Genomic DNA, 15,192 nt, shown 5'->3' on the forward strand with positions numbered 1-15,192 from the left:
AGGGTGCGGGCATGCGTAGCCGAGGGGTGGGCGAGGGGGGTGGCGTCGGTGGGCGGCTGCGCTGTACCGGCGGTGGGGCCGGAGGCGTCGGCCGCACCGTCGGCCGGGGGGCGGGAGGCGGCGGTGCGGGCGCGGGAATCCGCGGCGGCCGGGGCTTCGGCGGGCGCGGAGGGGCGGGTGTGGGCTTGGTGCAGGGGAAGTGCCAGTCGTCCGGCATGGGGAATCCGGTCGGCACGTCGATGGGCGGACTCGTCCCGGCGAACGCGCAGTTGTCGCCCGAGACGACCACCGCGACGCGGCTCTCGACGCGGCTGCCGTGAGCCGCTGCCGCGGGCGCCGTGCCCAGTGCCGCGGCGCCCCCGGTCAGTAGCAGGAACGCGGCTGCCGCGAGGCCCCGCCTGGCCAGAGATATTCCATGAGGTCCATATGGTCCGTGAAGTCCGTGCTGTGCGTACACGCCGAGAGCTTGCGCCGCGCGAGGTCGGCTCAGCCCTACCGGCCCACCGGTTCGCCCGAATGGGGGAAGGTCGGTTCTTGCGCGGGCGTGCGCCGCCCATCTGTGCGTATCGGGAACCCGCAGGCAGGCGTCAACCGCCCGTTCCGGCTGCCCACCGGCCACCAGCTGGACGTTTCACCGGCGGGACGGTCAGGTAAGGCACAATTCCCGGTCACGGATGAGAAGTTGGCGACGAGTTGTGGCAGGGCGGTAGCGGACGTGTCGGTTGATGCGGCGGGCAGAGTGGCCGGAACGGGTGAGCCGGGAGGCGGCGCGCAGCGCGGCGACGGCGGTACGTGCCGGTGCGGGAAGTGCCCGCACGGCGCCCGCGAGGGACACCGGCAGGCGGTAGCCGCCTTCGTCGCGCTGCGGGAGGACTTCGCCGCCGGTCGGGGCGTACCGGCCGGACTCGCGCGTTCCGCGGGCGCGGCCCGTCAGTGGGTGTCCGATGAACTCTCGCTGTCGGCACGGACGTTGGCGGAACGCGCCACGGCGGAGGGCGCCGCCCGGCTGGCGGCAGCGGGGCGGCACACCCCGCTGGTGGCCTGGGCCCTGGTCGCGGCCCTGCTGATCGGCCAAGCCCTGACCGCGATCGGGGCGGGCTGGACGGTGACGCGTACGGCAGGGCTGATCGCGGCCGTCGTGCCGGCCCTCGCGCTGACCGTGGCGGCCTGGCGGCACGGCGCGCACGGCGGGGCGCTGGCGCCGCTCATCGGCGAGGACCGTCGGCTGTCCACCTCGCGCACGGTCGCGGCGGCCTGGGTGGCCGTGGCGCTGTACGCGGTCCTGATGGCGGCCGTGCAGCTGGCCGCGGCGGGTGGGCCCCGCGACCGACGGAAGCTGCGTACCGGCCTCGAACCGGCCCTCTCCGCACCCTTGTTGACGGTGATCGGAGTCGTCTGTGCCGTGGCCCTGCTCGCGTACGGTCTGGTGGCCGCGAGGGTTCGGACCGGGCGCGTGCAGAAGGTCCCCGCCGCACGGCCGCGCGCCGTTGATCTGCTGACGGACGACGCGGGCCGCGGCAGCTTCCCGGACGCGCAGTACGCGCTGGTGAACGCGGTCGTGGTGGCCTACGCCGTGGTGTGCCTGGCCGTCCGCCCCGACCAACTGCCCCGCCTGCCGTGGGGTGTGGCGGTCCTGGTGGTGCTCTCCGGGGCCGCGTACCTGGCCGGTAAGGCGACGGCGGGTGGCCGCCCGGTCATCCTCTCGGTCGTCCGGTCCCGGGAGCTGGGCGACCTCGCCTCGCCGATCCGCACCGGGGACGACATCGAGATCCGTGGCACCGGCTTCGTCCCGCCGGGCGCCGGAACGCCGGACAGGCTCGCCCGCACCGTCGTACGGATCGGCACGGTGCACGTCCCGGTTCCGCTGATCCCGGTCGCCGGCGGGTTCGCCAACCCGACGGACGACGTCCTGACCGTGCCGGTACCGGTCGATGTCGAACCGGGCCGGGTCGAGGTCCGCGTGGTGACGGCGGCGGGGGCGGAGACCGGCGGTTACGCGATCGACGTGCAGGACTGAGGGGACGCGGGTGGGGCCGTGGCACGGGTGTCGGTGACCGGTTGCCCTGAGTGACCTGACTGCTTTGAGCGCCCGGGGTGCGCTGGGGGCCACGGGCTGGTCACGGCGAGGCGGTGCTGAGCACCGGGCCGGGTCTGGCCGGGTCGGGCCGGTGCGGGTCGCGCGGGGTGCGCGGCCGGTCGGCGTCGCGGGGATTTTGTCAGACGTACCTCTCTGACGTGCGTCGGACGGTTGAACGTTGTACGCACGCGCGTCCGTATCTCCCCAGGAGGCGCGGTCGCGGGCACAATCGTCTGCGCCCGGTGGCAAACGGAGAGGCGGACGTCATGGCTCACGCGGACCGTACGATCAGCGCAGACCTGAAGGGGGCGGGGGTCGGTGCTGCCGGCACCGGATGGCGGGCGCGGGCGGGACGCCACGCGCTCCTGCCGTTGCGCATCTTCCTGGGTGGCACCTTTCTCTACGCAGGTCTCGACAAGGTGACGGACCGGGCCTTTCTGGCGGCCGACGGCGACGGATCGCTCGGCGCTCTGCTGGGGCAGGTCCATGACTCGGCGGCGCTGCCGCAGCTGGTGGAGCTGGCGCAGCGCAGCCCGGTGGGCTTCGGCTACGCCATAGCCGTCGGTGAACTACTGGTCGGCGTCGGGATTCTGGTCGGCCTGCTGGGGCGGCTGGCGGCGGTCGGCGGAGCGTTGATCTCGCTGACGCTGTGGCTCACCGTGAGCTGGGCGACCTCGCCCTACTACTACGGCAACGACCTGGCCTACCTGATGGCCTGGATCCCGCTGGTGCTGGCGGGCACGCCGAGATTCTCGCTGGACGCGGCGCTGGGGAACCGCCGTGCCCGGCACGGGCAGCAGTTGTTCGGCTGATGCCCGGCCGAACCGATGGGACCGGCCGAGCTGGGGGGCGCGGCCGAGCCGGAGGGCCTGCCGCAGCCCAGGTGGTCCCCCGGCCCGTCAAGAGTGCTGCGACTGACGGCGCCTGCGGGCGGTGGCCCAGACAGCGGCGGTGATGCCGGAGAGGACGAGCCCGAAGGGGAGGGCGAAGAAGAGCCAGGGGCCGGGTGCGTCCCAGGCGCCGAGGGCGTCGAGGCCGTAACCCGTGCCGACCGTGAGGGCGGTGACGCCGGAGATCAGGCGGGCCGGTTCGAAGGGGTGGCGCATCACGAGAGGGCTCCCTCGGGGATCCGGGGCGACGGTGTGACGGCGGTCCGGGCGCCGACCGCGGGCGCGTCGGGCGCCTCGGAGGCGCGGCCTGGCGCGCTCGGTGGGCTCGCTGGGCCGGGCGGGCTCGGCGGGGCGGTCGGTGGGGTGGCCGGGGCGAAGGGCTGGACGTCCACCTGACCGGCGCCGACCCGGAGGTTCAGCTCAAGGGAGCCGCGCGGCTTCTCGCCCTTCTTGAGGCCCTGGGCGGGCAGTGTGACCGTCCGCTGCCGATCTCCGGCGGAGAGGTCCACGTCGTCGGGGGCGTCGCCGGGCAGTTGGATGTCACCGAGCCCGAGAGAGATGTGGAGGGTGACGGGGACACCGCGCGGCAGGGTGACCTGAAGGCGCCCGGCGCCCACCTCGGCGCTGGTGCGGACCCTGTCACCTTCCTTCAGCGGCAGCCCGCCGAGGTCCAGGATGCCTTCGCCGGAGCCGAGTTCGTAGTGCTGCTGCACCGCGGCGACAGCAGTGGGGGACCAGGTGCGGTGCTGCCAGTTGGTGGTGAGCTTGTCGGGCAGCGCCGTGGCGCCGGCCAGCAGCACCGCGGTCAGTACGACCATGAAGACCGTGCCGCCACCCGTCCTGCCGCACCATGCGCTGAGCACCAGCCCCAGGCCGAGGACGACCAACGCTGCGGCGAGTCCCGCCTGCAAGGACGGCGTGAGGCCGTCGTACGCGGAGACGGCCAGGGTCGTACCTGCGCCGGCGAGCATCGCCAGCAGGAACGTCCACCCCCCGATCGAGCGGCCGGCGCGGGGAGTTCCGCGCCGCGGGGGCCGGGACGGTTCGGCGGGCCACGGCCGGCCCGGACCGGACCGGGCACCACGCCGCCCGCCGCCCGCCGCACCGTGCTCGAACTCGTACGTCACCTCCAGCGGCAGGCTCTCGGGGCCCCAGAGGTAGCCCCCGCCCGCCGGCGGTTCCGCGGAGCGCGGATCACGCCACCAGGAAGGGGTGTTCGGCGCGGGGGGTGCCGTGGTCTCGGGTGGTGCGTCGGCGACGGCCTGGGCGGTCGCGGCGTCCATCGACTCCGCCCCCGCCGCCTCCGCCCGTCGGCGCTGCCGCGACCAGTAGGCGGAGCCGGCCACCACCAGCGTCAACATGATGGCGAACGACATCACGCTGCCCTTGCCGAGCGTCGTCAGGAACAACCCGCAGCCGACCAGCGCGAAGAGCAGGGCCGTCAGCGCGGAGCCCTCGACGCGGCCGGAGAGCAGCCGGCGGCCCTCGTTCTCGTCCTCGCCGTCGAGCGGGATGAGCAGCCAGGCGAAGCCGTAGGCGATGAGCCCGAGGCCGCCGGAGACGGACAGCACCGCCAGCACGATGCGGAAGATCACCGGATCGAGATCCCACTGCCGGCCCAGCCCGCCGCAGACCCCGCCGACGACCTTGTGCCGCCGGCTGCGGCGCAGCGGGGGATGCGGCGGGGTGGGGCCGGCGGTGTCGGAGGGCGCCGGCTCCTCAGCGGGGGCTGCATCGTTCATGGACCCATGGTGACAACCGCGGCGCGGTCCCGACATCCGTGGGAACCCTGGCAGATCCCTGAGATCGGTCCCTGAGAGAGCGCCCCCGAGACCTGCTCCGGTCCCGGAGCCGTCGTCACGGTCGCCACCGCGAGCGCAGCGAACGCCGAGTGCCGACCGCTGTGGGAAGGAAGCCGCCGGGTCAGGGTGTGGCCCTGATATCGCCCGCGAGTTCGCATATCACCCGGTCCCGCGTCCGGACGGCATCTCAAGCAGCGGACGGGCGGTGGCCGAAGCCCGACCTCGCGCTCCCGGGGACTATCGTTGCGCCCCGGATACGTACGGGTTTCCGGAGGGGCGTGCGGTGACGGAGGCGGCGTCGGTGGACGAGGGGCGACTGGTCGCCGGGCGGTACCGCCTGGTCGAACGGATAGGCCAGGGCGGCATGGGCACCGTCTGGCGGGCCCGGGACGAAGTCCTCGGGCGTCAGGTCGCGGTCAAGCGGCTACACGTCTCGCCCCAGTTGGAAGCCGACGAACTCGCCACCCGCCATGAGCGCACGACCCGGGAGGCGCAGGCCGCCGCCCGGATCAATCACCCGAACGTGGTGGGGGTGCACGACGTCGTGGACGACGCAGGGCTGCCCTGCATCGTCATGGAGTACGTCCCGTCCTCGACGCTCGGCGACGCCATCAAGGAGGCTGCCCGCGCCGACCGTTCGGTGCCGCCCAGGGAAGCCGCCCGCATCGGACGCGGCATGATCGCCGCGCTGCGGGCCGCGCACTCCGCCGGTGTGCTGCACCGCGACGTCAAACCGGGCAACGTGCTGCTCGGTGAGGACGGCCGGGTCGTCCTCACCGACTTCGGGATCGCCGTCGCCAGCGGCACCTCCACGCTCACCAAGACCGGCGAGCTGGTCGGCTCCATCGACTACTTGGCGCCCGAGCGGGTCAAGGGCGGCACCCCGGGGCCGGCCTCCGACCTGTGGGCGCTGGGCGCGACGCTCTATCAGGCGGTCGAGGGGCGGCCCCCGTTCCGTAAGAACACCGCGATCGAGACGGCCTACGCCATCGCCGTGGACCCGTTGGTGCCACCGCGGAACGCCGGTCCGCTGACCCCGCTCATCGAGGCGCTGCTCGCCAAGGAACCGGCGGAGCGGCCGACGGCCGAGGTCGTCGAGCAGGCGCTGCGCGCCGCCGAGGGCGAGGCGGACACCGCGCTGATCGGCTGGCCGACGCTGGCGCTCGGGACCGTCGACCGCGGCCGGGCCGAGCCTGCCGAGTCGACGGCGTCGACTGCGTCGACCACATCGGCCGAGGCCCTCACGAGCCCGGTGCACGCGGACGGTTGGCGGCCCACGCCCGCCACCGGCACGGGCGCGGGCACGGCGCCGGTGGCGGGCGGTGTGGCGGTCCCGGCCGGGGCGGGCCACATCACGGCCCCCGACAGCCCCACGAATGTGCAGGCCAGGGCCCCACTGCCGGGTAAGCGGCGCAGCCGGGTCGTGGCCTGGGGTGCCGTGGGGGTGCTGATCGCCGGCGGCGGTGCCGGGGCGGCCTGGTACGTCATGTACAGCGACGGCCCCGGCGTCTCCCAGGCGACCGGGAACGACAAGACCACGCCCGTGCTGCCCGGCGTCCCGGAGAGCAGCGTCGGCCCGCCGCCGCCGCTGCCCGACGGCTTCCGCCATGCCAAGGAGCCCGGACTGGGGGTCTCCTTCCCGGTGCCCGAGGGCTGGAAGCGTGAGGTCAAGGACGGTGGCCGGCAGATCAACTACGCGTCCACGGCCGAACTGGCGGCGCTGACGATCAACGTCCTGGACTTCTCCTCGGCGGACCAGGTGCAGCACTTCAAGGAGGTCGAGGCGGACCTCAAGGTGAAGTACCCGAGTTACAAGCGGCTGCGGCTGCAGGACACCGTCTTCCAGGGCGACCCCGCCGCCATCTGGGAGTTCACCTTCATGGGCCGGGCTCGTGAATACCGGGGGATCGACCTGGGGTTCGGCCGCGAGGGCGCCGAGGAGTACGCCATCTATGTCTCGGCGCCGAGCGCGAACTGGCCGAAGTACGAACAGGTCTTCTCCCACGTGAAGGACGGTTTCCGCAAGGACACCCCGAAGAGCTGAGGGGTACGGGCGGGCCCGCGCGGGTCTCGCCGGCCATCCCGGCGGCGCCGTGGCCACCGGCTGCGGCGGCCCTAGGCGCGGCGGCGGCCGTCGGCCCCCTACCGGCCCCCCATGTGCGGTCGGTACAACGTCAGGGGTTGCTTCAGGGTCCTCCCTGATGCCTTGCGGCCCGGCATCGTGTGACGATCGGGGACATGACCACCGCGCCGCCCCGCGCCGGGACGATCTACGCCCCGGCGCCGGACCCCGACGAACCGCCCGTGCGCAAGCTCTACCGCAGCGCCGACGGTCGGCTCCTCGGCGGTGTCGCGCGGGGGCTGGCCGGGCATCTGGGGCTGCCGGTCTCGTGGGTTCGCGTCGTGTTCGTGGCGCTCTTCATGGCGGACGGCATGGGCGCACTGCTCTACGCCGCGTTCTGGTTCTTCGTGCCCCTGGGCGTCGGCGGCGTGGAGGCCAGGCGCCGACGGCCCGGCAAGGCCGACGACAGGCGCCTGCTGCGTGGCCGCAGGCCGGACAAGGGCCAGGTCTTCGCGCTGATCGCGCTGCTGATCGGCGCGTTGGTCGTCGCGTCCAAGTTCGAGTTGGGCCGGGCCAACGGCTATCTCTGGCCGGTGCTGTTGATCGGTGCCGGTGTCGCCCTGGTGTGGCGTCAGGCGGACAACTCCCGGCGCGCCCAGTGGCTGGAGCTCGGCCGGCGCAAGGGCCTGCTGCCGGTGCTGCGCGGCGCGGCCGGTGTGCTGCTGGTCGGCGTCGGCGTGACCGGCATCGTCGTGCTCCAGGGATCGGTCCGACATCTCGGCTCGGTGCTGCAGGCCGCGCTCGCCGTCGTCGTCGGCATCGCACTGCTGGCGGGCCCCTACCTCGTGCGGATGACGCAGGACCTCTCCGAGGAACGGCTGATGCGCATCCGGGCGCAGGAGCGCGCCGAGGTCGCCGCCCACGTCCACGACTCCGTCCTGCACACCCTCACCCTGATCCAGCGCAGTGCCGACGACCCCCGGGAGGTGGCGCGGCTGGCGCGTGCGCAGGAGCGCGAGCTGCGCGCGTGGCTGTACAAACCCGAGGGCCGCGGCAAGGAGGAGGACGAGGAGCCGGCGACCCTCGCCGAGGCGGTGCGCACGGCCGCCGCGGAGGTGGAGGACCATCACGGCGTACCGATCGAGGTCGTGGTCGTCGGCGACTGCCCGCTGGACGAGGCCGTGGGCGCCCAGATGCAGGCCGCACGCGAGGCGATGGTCAACGCCGCCAAGTACGGTGGCGAGGGGGGCGCGGTGCAGGTGTTCGCGGAGGTGGAGGGCCGGTCGGTCTTCGTCTCGGTGCGCGACCACGGCCCCGGCTTCGACCTGGACGCCGTCCCCCAGGACCGGATGGGCGTCCGCGAATCCATCATCGGCCGGATGGAACGCCACGGCGGCACGGCGCGGCTGCGCTCCGCCCCCGACGGCGGGACCGTGGTCGAGCTGGAGATGGAGCGCACGGAATGAGCCGCGTGGACGGTATCGACGGGCGGGCGCGGCACACGGGCCACCCGGCGGGGCAGCGGGCGCGGGACGGCGCGAGGGATGATGGCGGAGCAGACACCGAGGGACGGGCGGACGACATGAGCAGCGACGGCGCACAGCAGGGCGAGGCCGGTATCGGGGCGGCCGAGGGCCGGACCGTACGGGTCGTCCTGGTCGACGACCACCGGATGTTCCGTACGGGCGTCCAGGCCGAGATCGGGGAGACCGAACGCACCGGCGTCGAGGTGGTCGGCGAGGCCGCCGATGTCGACCAGGCCGTCACGGTCATCACGGCGACCCGGCCGGAGGTCGTTCTGCTGGACGTCCATCTGCCCGGCGGCGGTGGTGTCGAGGTGCTGCGCCGGAGCGCCGCGATGATGGCCGACGCCGACCGTCCGGTCCGCTTCCTGGCGCTCTCCGTCTCCGACGCCGCCGAGGACGTCATCGGCGTCATCCGGGGCGGTGCCCGCGGCTACGTCACCAAGACGATCACCGGCACGGATCTGGTCAACGCCATCTTCCGGGTGGCCGACGGCGACGCGGTGTTCTCCCCTCGGCTGGCCGGCTTCGTGCTGGACGCCTTCGCCTCCACCGACGCCCCGCCGGTGGACGAGGACATGGACCGCCTCACCCAGCGCGAGCGCGAGGTCCTGCGGCTGATCGCCCGCGGATACGCCTACAAGGAGATCGCCAAGCAGCTGTTCATCTCCGTCAAGACGGTTGAATCGCATGTCTCGGCGGTGCTCAGGAAGCTGCAGCTCTCCAACCGCCATGAGCTGACGCGGTGGGCGACGGCCCGCCGGCTGGTCTGAGGCCCCGCCGCACGGCGGAACACGGGAGACGGCAAAACGCCGGACACGGCGGCGGGGCCACCCGTCAGCCGTCAGCACACCGGCCCGGGCCCCAGGACAGGATCAGGCCCCACAACAGGACCAGCCCCGACCAGGAACGATGCCGGCAGGCGTCAGCTGAAGTGTGGGCAAAGAGGGACGCACGGCGAGCAACCAGGACCGCGCGGATCGCCATCTAAGGGCGCGGAGAGGCTCGCTGCCGAAGGCGGGGCCGTCACCACCCCGGTCCTTCACGTCCCTGTCCTGGAAGCGAGATCCCGATGAGCCTGACGGGCACGCCCTTCTTCCTCACCTCGATCGCGCTGCTGATCGTCGCCCTCGTGCTGCCGCTCGCCGTGTGGAGCCGGATAGCCGGGCCGCGCCTGGTGCGCGGCCTCGCCCGGCTGGTGATGTTGGTGTTCGCGCAGGTCACCGCCCTCACCCTGGTCTTCGTTGTGGTCAATGACGCGAACAACCTGTACGACACCTGGGGCGATCTGCTCGGGACCGCCGGCCATGTCGAGGAGGCGCGGGACCTCGGCCCGGACGGCACGGGCGGCAAGCAGATCAACAACCAGCCCAAGCGGCTCCAGCAGTTCCGGCCGGCCGATGACCCGGTGGTCGGCACCGGCGTCCAGATGACCGATCTGAAGGGCACCATCTCGGGCGTCAACGGCGAGGTCTATGTGTGGCTGCCGCCGCAATACCACGACCCCGCCTACCGGAACACGAAGTTCCCGGTCGTCGAGGTACTGCCCGGCTACCCCGGCTCGTCTAAGTCCTGGCTGGGCTCGCTGCGCGCGGGGGAGCAGCTGCGGCCGCTCATGGAGCGCGGTGACATCAAGCCCTTCATCCTGGTCGCGCCGCGCACCAACGTGCTGGGCACGGCCGACACCGGGTGCGTGAACCTCCCCGGCCAGGTCAACGCCGACAGCTGGCTGACCGTCGATGTGCGGCAGATGGTCATCGACAACTTCCGGGCCGGCGACACCCCCGACGCGTGGGGGCTCGCGGGCTATTCGGCGGGGGCTCACTGCGCCACGAAGCTCGCGCTTGCCCACCCGGACCGCTACCGCGCCGCGGTCGCCATGTCCGGCTACAACGACCCGGCTATCGAGAAGGATTCGCTGGCCGGCAAGGACCCGAAGCTGCGGGTCGAATCCAACCCGCTGAACATCCTGAAGTCGGCCAACGCGGCGGGTAAGCCGCCGCGTACGGCCCTGTACGTCTCGGGCGCTGCGGGCGACGGCTACGAGGCGGGCCTCGGGCTGCGACAGCTCGCGACGCGACCGACGACGGTGACCGTCCAGCAGATCCCCGCGGGCGCGGGCGGGCACTCCACGGCGGTGTGGAAACAGCAAGTGCCGGTCACCTTCGCATGGCTGGGCCGCCAGATCACCGCGTCGGACAGGCCGCTCAGCCGGTGAGGACCGCCGCCGTGACCGGGGAGCGCAGCCGCCAGCCGGTGGCTTCGTAGAGCGCGCGGCCGTCCGGGCTCGCCACCAACACGCCCTGTCGGGCCCCGCGTTCGGCCGCGCGGCCGGCAAGGGAGGCCATGAGGAACCGGCCCAGGCCGCGGCGGCGGTGGGCGGGATCGGTGCCGATCATGTCGAAGACGACGGACGGGGCGTACGGGGCGAGGCCCGGCACCGCGGCGGTCAGCGCGGCCCGGCCGCTGGCGGCGGGGGCGGCGGTGTCGGCTGTTCCCTCGGCCGCCAGGAGGCGCGCCTCGTAGACGCCGTCACGGTAGGTGACATCCAGGCGGTAGCCCGGCGGGCGGGCGGCTGTGGACAGCGGGGCCAGTGGGGCTGTCATGAGGTACTGGGGTTCGCTGATCTGCCAGGCGGGCGTCAGCAGCGACTCCACCGCTTCGCGCGGCGCGCAGACCTTGATCCAGAGTCCGGGCGTGGTGAGGGAGCCGACGAGATCCCGTAAGGCGGCCGGGTCGGCGGCCGGCAGGACGTAGCGCGCGAGGTGATTCGGCAGCCCGACCTCGATCCGGAACCCGCCGGCGGCCTCCCGCGGGGCGTCCGTACGGCGGGAGCGCGCCCAGCCGTCGACCCAGGCGTGGAGCACCGGGGAGAGGCCGGAGGGAGAGGGGTGCGCGAGGGGGCCGCCGGTGGCGGCGAGAGGACCGGTCACGCAGTGAGCCTAGGGCCCCTCGCACGAACAAACGATCGGATTCTGTGGAACGGGGCCGGGCCCGCGGCGGGTTGGCAGGTGCGGGCGGTGCGGGCTTTCGTCGGGTGACGGGTTCCACACGCGCCGGGGTGTCTGCGCGGGGAGCGCGGGCCGGTGGGTGGAGACCCCGCCCGGCCCGGGGCGGCGGTCCACCGGGCCCCCAACAGGCGCGTCAGGCGGGGCGGGTGGCCCCCGCGAAGGGCATCTGGTCGATCGGCGCGATGCGCACCGGCGCACCCGGATGCGGGGCGTGGATCATCTTGCCGTCGCCGATGTAGAGACCGACGTGGCTGATTCCGGAGTTGAAGAACACCAGGTCGCCAGGGGCGAGTTGAGACCTGTCGACGCGGGAGCCCGCATTGATCTGGGTGTAGGTCGTACGGGGCAGGGAGATCCCGCCCGCCTGCCACGCGGCCTGTGTCAGGCCCGAGCAGTCGTACGCGGAGGGGCCGGTAGCGCCCCAGACGTAGGGCTTGCCCAGAGCGGTGTAGGCATACGAAACCGCCTGCGCCGCACGGGGATTGGGAGCCTGGGCGGCCGCCTCCTCTCCCGAGGTGTCGGCGCCTGAGCCTTCCTCGCTCGCCATCCGCTGCCGCTGCTCCTCGGTCAGCCGGTCGAGCAGCCGCTCCGCGGAGTCCAGCTTCCGCACCACCGTCACCCGGTGCTTCTTCAGCGCGGCCTCGGTGTCCGCCATCCGCTCCGCGGTCTCCTCGGCCCGCTCACGGACCTGCCGGATGCTGCCGAGCCGACGCGCGTAACCGGCCACCGCGTTCGCCTGGTGGCTGCCGGCGCGCTCCAGGACGGTGGCGCCGTCGAGGTAGCGCTGGGGGTCCGCGGCAAGCAGCAGCCGGACGGTGGGGTCGACCCCGCCGGAGCGGTACTGGCCGGCGGCCATGGTGCCCAGGCCGGCCTTCGCGGAGTTCAGCTTCCGGGTCCTGCGGGCGGCCTCGTCCTGGAGCTCGCCCAGTTCCTCGCGCGCGGCGTCGGCCTGTTCCTTCGCGCCGTTGTACTTCTGCGTCGCCACCTCTGCCTCCTGGTACAGCGTCTCGACCCGGTCCTGCACCTGGGCGGGGGTGAGTTCGGGTGCGGCCTGGCCGGTGCCGTCGAAGGCGGTGACGGTGGCCGCTCCGGCGAGGGCCAGGGTGGCGGCGGTACGGGCGGTGCGCGCGCCGGGCGCCGTGCCGCCGGTGAGGGCGAGCGGGGCGAGCGGGTGGTGCCTGGTCCTGCGGTGCGACGCCACTGTGGCCGTCACTTCCTTCCCTTCGGGCCGTGCGTGGCCCGGGTGATCCGGGCGGATCCGTGGGTCCGGCGGCGGCCCGTGAAGAGGGGGAGCGGGCCGCCGCCATTCCTTTCGGCGGGGGCGGTCGACGCGTCGCCGGGGCGGAGACCGGCGACAGCGGGGAGTCGACCGCCTGGAGGAGGACGCTAAACCTGCGCCTCCCCGGGCCGAGTCCGCTTGCCCGGCATTGCTCGCATTCGACCGCCGATTGTCCGCAGCTGACCGCGCGGTTGCCGCGGACACGGTCGGCTCCCTGCATGCCCTGACCGAAGCGGCGATCGGGGGTGCCCTGCCCGAAGGCCCGTGCTATGCGGCGGATACGATCCAGCACTATGGACGTAGTAATCAATATCTTCGTCGGCCTGCACATCATCGGTATTGCCTCCCTGCTGGGCGGCTTCCTGACCCAGATGAAGGCGATGAGCGCAGGCGGGGCCCGTTTCGTGCCGGCCATGCTGCACGGCGCGCTGACGATGCTGGTCACCGGCATCGTGCTGGTCGGCCTGAACGAGGCGCAGGACCAGGCCCTCAACACCCTCAAGATCGGCATCAAGATGGCCGTCCTGGTGGTGATCCTGGCGCTGGTCTACGTCAAGCGGGACGAGGAGACGGTCGCCAAGCCGTTGTTCGGCGCCGTCGGCCTGCTCACGGTCGCCAACATCTTCATCGCGGTGCTCTGGACCTGATCCGGCCGCATGACCCGCTCGCCGCACGCACAGCTTCTTGCGCGGGGCTGCCCTGAAAACGACTCACCGCGCGGTCTCGCCTCCGGAGTCCGTCGGGACTTCCGGGGCGATGACCGCGCGGTGGCGTGTGGGGGGTGGCCGTGGGGGGTGGCCTTGGCGGAGCGGTGCCGGCGCTATGCCGGGCGGACGCTCCCGTAGATCGGCATGTAGTAGATCGACTCCTCGCGGACGTTGGCGCCCGGCTTCGGGGCGTGGACCATCTTGCCGTTGCCTATGTACATCCCGACGTGGCTGATGTCGTCGTAGAAGAACACCAGGTCACCGGGCTTGAGGTCCTTGGTGGCCACCCGCTCGCCGACCTTCACCTGGTCCCAAGTCGTGCGCGGCAGCTCGACGCCGGCCGCCTTCCACGCCGCCTGGGTCAGCCCCGAGCAGTCGTAGGACGTGGGGCCGGTCGCGCCCCAGACGTACGGCTTGCCCATCTGCGCGCGGGCGAAGGCGAGCGCCTTCTCCGCCTTGGTCGAGTACGAACCGCCGGTGTCGCTGCCGGTGCCGCCGCCGGTCGAGCCGTCCGAGGTACCGCCGCCGGGCTGCTTCTGTTCCTCGCGCTGCCGGCGCTCCTCCTCGGCCTGCTTGCGCGCCAGCTCCTCGGCCTTGCGCTGGGCCGCGGCCTCACGCTTCCGCTCCAGCTCGGCCAGCCGCGCCTTCTCCTGGGCGGTGAGCCGGGACAGCAGCTGCCGGGCCTCGGTCAGCTTGCCCTGGACCGAGCGCTTGGACTCCTTCAGTGACGTCTGGGACTCCTGGAGCCGCTCCAGGCTGCGGGTCGCCTCCGCGCGCTGCCGGGTCGCCTCGGCCTGCTGCTTCTGATAGTCGGTGACCGCTTCCTTCTGCCGGCCGGTCAGCCGCTCCATGAGGTGGCTGCGGTCGACGAACTGCTGCGGGTCCTTGGCGAGCATCAGCTGCGCGGTCGGGTTCATCCCGCCGGTGCGGTACTGGGCCGACGCGAACGTGCCGAGCGTGCGCCGGGACTCGTTCATCTTCTCGGCGCGCTTGGCGGCGGCGTCGAGGAGCCCGTCGACGGTCTCGCGCTGCCCTTCCGCCTTCTCCTTGGCGGCGTTGTACTTCTGGGTGGCGACCTCGGCCTGGCGGTAGAGGCCGTCGACCTTCTGCTTGACCTCTTCGATGCTGGGCTTGGGGGCCCGGGGTGCCGCGTCGGCGGTCTGCGAGAGCAGGGTGACCGAGGCGAGGGCGGCGGTGGTGAGCCCGGCCGCCGTGCGGCGGCTTCCGGGCGAGGTGAGCACGCGGGTGCGCGGCTTGCGATGCGACGCCAAGGCGTGCGACTCCTTCCGTGGACCGCCTACCGGGTTAGCTGTCGGGTTCGGGCGGGTGTCGCTGACGGAAGGCTTGCCCTACGGTCGCCACGTCCGCCTCGGGCGGCCGTGCCGATCGATTCACCCCGGTGGTGCTGGTGGGTCCCCGGCTCCGGGTGCCTTCGTGGCAGGGCCGGACTCGGCGGAGGCGGCCCGTGCTGACGCTGTCGTCCGCGGGGATGCGGGCTGCCCGAGCGAGCACGGTAGCCAACTCGTGTGGCTCCTGTGAAGGCTGATGTTCGATTTGCCCGAAACCTTTTCGTGACCTGAACGTGCGTCAGGGATTCTTGCGGCAGATGTCACATTCGACCCGTTACGGGGAGCCCGCCCCACGGCTCCGGGCTGTGACGATCCGGTGCACGACGGTGACGAAACGGGCCGCGGCGCCCCGTCGTCGGCGGCCGGTCGTCCCTGTCGTCGTCCCCGTCGGCCTCCGGCCCTCGGTTTCGACGCCCCACGGCCCCCGCTCCGCCGCTTCCCGGCCCCCCTCCGGCGTCACCCCGGCCGATTCGGAACCCACAATCGGCTACT

The 15,192-nt window shown here is 73.0% G+C and carries 13 protein-coding genes and 1 riboswitch; of the genes, 8 read left to right on the plus strand and 5 right to left on the minus strand.

Going from position 1 to position 15,192, the window contains the following annotated elements:
- Positions 1 to 11: 11 nt before the first annotated feature.
- The 3 genes from ACH4FH_RS10275 (at position 12) to ACH4FH_RS10285 (ending at position 2,889) form a co-directional block, all read left to right on the plus strand.
- Complete coding sequence (locus ACH4FH_RS10275; RefSeq protein ID WP_398555338.1) at positions 12 to 320, plus strand: hypothetical protein; 309 nt, start codon at positions 12 to 14, stop codon at positions 318 to 320.
- A gap of 395 nt (positions 321 to 715) precedes the next feature.
- Entirely contained in the window at positions 716 to 2,017 is a 1,302-nt protein-coding gene (locus ACH4FH_RS10280) for a hypothetical protein (RefSeq protein ID WP_398555339.1), read from the plus strand.
- A gap of 326 nt (positions 2,018 to 2,343) precedes the next feature.
- Positions 2,344 to 2,889, plus strand: a complete 546-nt coding sequence (locus ACH4FH_RS10285; RefSeq protein ID WP_398555340.1) for a DoxX family protein — start codon at positions 2,344 to 2,346, stop codon at positions 2,887 to 2,889.
- A gap of 87 nt (positions 2,890 to 2,976) precedes the next feature.
- On the opposite strand, the gene ACH4FH_RS10290 is transcribed toward ACH4FH_RS10285, so the two are convergent.
- Both ACH4FH_RS10290 and ACH4FH_RS10295 read right to left on the minus strand, forming a co-directional pair.
- Complete coding sequence (locus ACH4FH_RS10290; RefSeq protein WP_398555341.1) at positions 2,977 to 3,183, minus strand: hypothetical protein; 207 nt, start codon at positions 3,181 to 3,183, stop codon at positions 2,977 to 2,979.
- Positions 3,183 to 4,709: a PspC domain-containing protein gene (locus tag ACH4FH_RS10295; RefSeq protein WP_398555342.1), complete on the minus strand. Its 1,527-nt coding sequence runs from the start codon at positions 4,707 to 4,709 to the stop codon at positions 3,183 to 3,185. Before ACH4FH_RS10295 ends, ACH4FH_RS10290 begins: the two co-directional genes overlap by 1 nt.
- Positions 4,710 to 5,133: 424 nt before the next feature.
- Between ACH4FH_RS10295 and ACH4FH_RS10300 the strand changes: the two genes are divergently transcribed.
- The 4 genes from ACH4FH_RS10300 to ACH4FH_RS10315 all read left to right on the plus strand — a co-directional run bounded on the left by ACH4FH_RS10300 (position 5,134) and on the right by ACH4FH_RS10315 (position 10,572).
- The gene (locus ACH4FH_RS10300; RefSeq protein ID WP_398555635.1) at positions 5,134 to 6,813 is read left to right on the plus strand and encodes a serine/threonine-protein kinase; all 1,680 of its coding nucleotides are present in this window, start codon (positions 5,134 to 5,136) and stop codon (positions 6,811 to 6,813) included.
- A 194-nt stretch (positions 6,814 to 7,007) separates the two neighbouring features.
- On the plus strand, positions 7,008 to 8,297 hold the full coding sequence (locus ACH4FH_RS10305) for a PspC domain-containing protein (RefSeq protein WP_398555343.1): 1,290 nt from the start codon (positions 7,008 to 7,010) through the stop codon (positions 8,295 to 8,297).
- Positions 8,298 to 8,413: 116 nt separating this feature from the next.
- Entirely contained in the window at positions 8,414 to 9,127 is a 714-nt protein-coding gene (locus tag ACH4FH_RS10310) for a LuxR C-terminal-related transcriptional regulator (protein WP_398555636.1), read from the plus strand.
- Between the two features lie 299 nt (positions 9,128 to 9,426).
- Positions 9,427 to 10,572 carry an alpha/beta hydrolase gene (locus ACH4FH_RS10315; protein ID WP_398555344.1) on the plus strand — a complete coding sequence of 382 codons (1,146 nt, stop codon included), beginning with the start codon at positions 9,427 to 9,429 and terminating at the stop codon, positions 10,570 to 10,572.
- Here ACH4FH_RS10315 and ACH4FH_RS10320 read toward each other — a convergent pair.
- Both ACH4FH_RS10320 and ACH4FH_RS10325 read right to left on the minus strand, forming a co-directional pair.
- On the minus strand, positions 10,562 to 11,287 hold the full coding sequence (locus tag ACH4FH_RS10320) for a GNAT family N-acetyltransferase (protein WP_398555345.1): 726 nt from the start codon (positions 11,285 to 11,287) through the stop codon (positions 10,562 to 10,564). The two genes, ACH4FH_RS10315 and ACH4FH_RS10320, sit on opposite strands and share 11 nt — an antisense overlap.
- A 211-nt stretch (positions 11,288 to 11,498) precedes the next feature.
- Complete coding sequence (locus ACH4FH_RS10325) at positions 11,499 to 12,578, minus strand: C40 family peptidase (RefSeq protein WP_398555346.1); 1,080 nt, start codon at positions 12,576 to 12,578, stop codon at positions 11,499 to 11,501.
- Between the two features lie 359 nt (positions 12,579 to 12,937).
- Between ACH4FH_RS10325 and ACH4FH_RS10330 the strand changes: the two genes are divergently transcribed.
- A complete protein-coding gene (locus tag ACH4FH_RS10330; protein WP_398555347.1) occupies positions 12,938 to 13,291 on the plus strand; it encodes a hypothetical protein in 354 nt (117 codons plus the stop codon).
- A 173-nt stretch (positions 13,292 to 13,464) separates the two neighbouring features.
- Here ACH4FH_RS10330 and ACH4FH_RS10335 read toward each other — a convergent pair whose 3' ends face one another.
- The gene (locus tag ACH4FH_RS10335) at positions 13,465 to 14,622 is read right to left on the minus strand and encodes an NlpC/P60 family protein (protein ID WP_398555348.1); all 1,158 of its coding nucleotides are present in this window, start codon (positions 14,620 to 14,622) and stop codon (positions 13,465 to 13,467) included.
- A gap of 7 nt (positions 14,623 to 14,629) precedes the next feature.
- Positions 14,630 to 14,816: riboswitch (cyclic di-AMP (ydaO/yuaA leader) on the minus strand.
- Positions 14,817 to 15,192 lie beyond the last annotated feature (376 nt).

It is taken from the genome of Streptomyces sp. NPDC017993 (assembly GCF_044328065.1).
Taxonomy (GTDB): domain Bacteria; phylum Actinomycetota; class Actinomycetes; order Streptomycetales; family Streptomycetaceae; genus Streptomyces.